General features: G+C 30.1%; 1 protein-coding gene and 1 pseudogene. Both read right to left on the bottom strand.

Annotation, left to right across the window (positions count from 1 at the left end; genetic code table 11):
* Window positions 1-189 (bottom strand): annotated as a pseudogene (locus WBG30_RS09915) (hypothetical protein); the annotation flags it as partial.
* Window positions 173-1444, bottom strand: coding sequence for a serine--tRNA ligase (gene serS, locus WBG30_RS09910; RefSeq protein WP_424504495.1), 1272 nt, complete (start codon window positions 1442-1444; stop codon window positions 173-175). The pseudogene WBG30_RS09915 and the gene serS, both read right to left, overlap by 17 nt.
* Window positions 1445-1594 lie beyond the last annotated feature (150 nt).

Below are 1594 nucleotides of genomic sequence, written 5' to 3'. Positions count from 1 at the left end.
TAATTGAAAAAGTACTGTAGTAAAATAAAAAAGAAAAACATACTTCATTCTTTTCATAGATTTTTTTAAATTTTTGTTAAATAGCAGGTTTGAAAGGATCATCAAACCTGCTACTATTACTAATATATATATATTAGATGTAAGGATGGTCAGTAGGAGTATAAAAAATATACTACTTTTTAACAACATCTAATCCGCCCATGTATGGCTTAAGAGCTTCTGGAATTAAGAAACTTCCATCTGCTTGCTGATAATTTTCCATAATAGATAATAAAGTTCTTCCTACTGCTAATCCAGATCCATTCAATGTATGAACAAATTCACTTTTTCCACCTTCAGTTGGCTTAAATCTAAGACCCATTCTTCTAGCTTGGAAATTTCCACAGTTAGAACAAGATGAAATCTCTCTATATGTATTTTCAGATGGTAACCATACTTCTAAATCATATGTTTTAATAGCTGAAAATCCAATATCTCCAGTACATAGTTGAACTACTCTATATGGTAATCCTAATTTTTGTAGCACAGTCTCTGCATTTACTACCATTTTTTCTAATTCTTCATTTGAAGTATTTGGATGAGCTAATTTTACCATCTCAACTTTATTAAATTGATGTTGTCTAATTAACCCTCTGATATCTCTACCATATGATCCTGCTTCCCTTCTAAAACAAGGTGAAAATGCAGTATAGTATTTAGGTAGATCCGCTTCTGACAAAGTTTCTCCTCTATGGATATTTGTTAAAGTTATTTCAGAAGTTGAGATTAGGTACATATCATCTTCAGTTTTATACATATCATCACCAAATTTTGGTAGTTGACCAGTCCCTTCACATATTTCAGGTTTAACTAAAATTGGTGTAAGATGCTCTGTGTATCCGTGCTCTGTAGTGTGTAAATCTAGCATAAAGTTAATTAATGCTCTCTCTAATCTAGCTCCTGCTCCTCTATACAGAGTGAATCTAGATCCTCCTAATTTTACTCCTCTTTCGAAGTCTAGTATGTTTAGATCCTCTCCTAGTTCCCAATGAGGTTTAACATCAAAATTAAATTTTGTAGGTTCTCCCCAAGTTCTAACTAAAATATTATCAGTATCATCATTTCCAACTGGTGTAGACTCATGATATACATTTGGGATAGTCATTTGGAAATATTTGATTTCTCCTTCAATTACAGATAATTTCTTATCTATTGCTTTAATACTAGAGCTTACAGATCCCATCTGATCTATAATATGAGATGCATCTTCTCCAGCTCTCTTTAATTTCCCTACTTCCTGTGAAGCATTATTTTTTTTAAATTTTAAAACTTCTACCTCTGATAACAATTCTCTTCTTTCCTCATCTAATTGCTCAAATCTGTCTAAATCTATCTTAGCGTTTCTATTTTTTAGAATTCCTTTTAAAAATTCAATATTATTTCTGATATACTTTAAATCTAACATATTTACTCCTCCATATTTTATATTTTATTTTAATTACTTTTTTTATATCCCATTCTTGTAACTTTAATACTTTTTGTATCTATTTCAGCCAAGGTAAATAAACCCTTTGGAGAAATATTATATAATTCTAAAAAAATCTTATTGCCAATC

The sequence above is a fragment of the Psychrilyobacter sp. genome (genome assembly GCF_049671765.1).
Taxonomy (GTDB): domain Bacteria; phylum Fusobacteriota; class Fusobacteriia; order Fusobacteriales; family Fusobacteriaceae; genus Psychrilyobacter.
This window is presented reverse-complemented; position numbering and strand designations above follow the sequence as displayed.

Bases quoted from the DNA above. Each gene is read 5' to 3' on its own strand.
- serS (WP_424504495.1), bottom strand. From the start codon at position 1,444: ATGTTAGATTTAAAGTATATCAGAAATAATATTGAATTTTTAAAAGGA.